The organism is Lachnoclostridium sp. MSJ-17 (assembly GCF_018918205.1).
Taxonomy (GTDB): Bacteria; Bacillota; Clostridia; order Oscillospirales; family Acutalibacteraceae; genus Ruminococcoides.
This window is the reverse complement of the sequence record NZ_JAHLQB010000065.1, coordinates 1-1,644: the sequence shown is the minus strand read 5'-3', so window position 1 is coordinate 1,644 and position 1,644 is coordinate 1. Positions and strand designations below refer to the sequence as shown.

Annotated in this window: 2 protein-coding genes and 4 tRNA genes; all 6 read left to right on the top strand. The window is 50.7% G+C overall.

Features of this window, described 5'->3' with window-relative positions:
- The coding region (locus tag KQI64_RS05555) for an alanine:cation symporter family protein (protein ID WP_216523730.1) at positions 1 to 354 on the top strand (354 nt) is incomplete at its 5' end.
- A gap of 50 nt (positions 355 to 404) precedes the next feature.
- A complete protein-coding gene (locus tag KQI64_RS05550; RefSeq protein WP_201427701.1) occupies positions 405 to 1,217 on the top strand; it encodes a metallophosphoesterase in 813 nt (270 codons plus the stop codon).
- Between the two features lie 105 nt (positions 1,218 to 1,322).
- Positions 1,323 to 1,398: transfer RNA gene (locus tag KQI64_RS05545), tRNA-Val, on the top strand.
- Positions 1,399 to 1,402: 4 nt separating this feature from the next.
- Positions 1,403 to 1,479 (top strand) — tRNA-Asp (locus KQI64_RS05540).
- Between the two features lie 5 nt (positions 1,480 to 1,484).
- Positions 1,485 to 1,560 (top strand) — tRNA-Phe (locus tag KQI64_RS05535).
- A gap of 7 nt (positions 1,561 to 1,567) precedes the next feature.
- Positions 1,568 to 1,643 (top strand) — tRNA-Gly (locus KQI64_RS05530).
- Position 1,644: the final 1 nt, after the last annotated feature.

Sequence of the window (1,644 nt, the reverse complement as noted above, 5' to 3'; positions counted from 1 at the left end):
ATGGTAATGTTCGCGTTCACAACCCTTATCGGCAACCTCTACTATGTCGACAACGCCCTGATTTACCTTAACAAAAAGAGAATGCCGTCAAAGGTTTTCATGAGAATTTTCTATGCCTTTTGTGTGCTTATCGTCTTTGTCGGCGCGCTCATTCCGATGAACTTCGCGTGGACAATGGCGGACATCACCATGGGCGGAATGACGCTGATCAACATTCCCGTCTGCGCAGCTCTCTCGGGAATCGCTGTCAAGGCATTGCGCGACTTCGAGTCACAGCGCAAAAAGCGCCTCAATCCGCATTTCCGCGCTACGGATATCGGACTGAAGGAAAGCGAAGTCAGCTTCTGGAAATAAGAATATTTCAGATTATCAGGCAATAAATTATACGGAGGTGAGGAACGCGTATGTCGAAGCCTGTTGTAACAGAGTACGAGGTGTTTTCAGAGCGTATCAGAAAGCCGCTAAAGATCGCTTTGGTTACGGATTTGCACGAGCGCCGCGCCATTGACATACTGAATCTGCTGCGCGCTCAGAACCCCGATTTAACGGTCGTTGCGGGCGATACGCTCGAGCGTTACCGTGAGAGATATCAGTCGACGGTAAAAAGGCGGTTCAATCCGATCCGCTGGCTGATTGTAAATATAATTTACTACGTCAACTTATTTTTCATGCTTCTGCGCCCTAAGCGAAGTAAGCCCGACACCAAAAACGCATATTCATTCCTGCGTCAGGCGGCGGACATCGCGCCCGTGTTTCTCAGTCTGGGCAATCACGAGGAAGAGCTTATGTGTGAGGACAGGGAGTTTTTCCGGAACAACGGGATTCACTGCCTGGACAACGAGGAAGCCGAGGCTGTGGTCAACAGTAACTTTATGCTGATCGGCGGCCTTTCGGACGAATATGACGAGGAGTGGCTGAGCAGCTTCGCACAAAAAGACGAGCTCAGGCTGCTGCTCTGTCACAATCCGAACTATTACGAAACGCTGAAAATAAACGACACGGATATCGATTTGATTGTGTCAGGACACAACCACGGCGGACAAATCCGCATTTTCAGCATGGGCGTCGCGGGTGCGGGCGGAAAGCTGTTCCCGAAGTACGACAAGGGTATTTATGACGGACGTATGGTTGTATCTGCGGGCTGTTCGAATACTGCGGCGATACCGCGCATCAACAATCCGCGCGAGCTGGTAATCATTCACCTGAAAAAAAGATAATCCGAAATTTTTACAAAAAGGTATTGACTTTACAGCGGTTTTGTGATATCATAATATACGTCGCTGAGAGATAAAGCGAAAGCTGAGGCGACAAAGGCATGAGTCGGGAGTTTAGCTCAGCTGGGAGAGCATCTGCCTTACAAGCAGAGGGTCACAGGTTCGAGCCCTGTAACTCCCACCAAAATGGCCCGGTAGTTCAGTTGGTTAGAACGCTAGCCTGTCACGCTAGAGGTCGACGGTTCGAGCCCGTTCCGGGTCGCCAAATTTGCCTCTGTAGCTCAGTTGGTAGAGCAGGGGACTGAAAATCCCCGTGTCGATGGTTCGATTCCGTCCGGAGGCACCATAAATATGCGGATGTAGCTCATCTGGTAGAGCGCCACCTTGCCAAGGTGGAGGTAGCGGGTTCGAGCCCCGTCATCCGCTCCAT

Bases quoted from the DNA above. Each gene is read 5' to 3' on its own strand.
- KQI64_RS05550 (WP_201427701.1), top strand. From the start codon at position 405: ATGTCGAAGCCTGTTGTAACAGAGTACGAGGTGTTTTCAGAGCGTATC.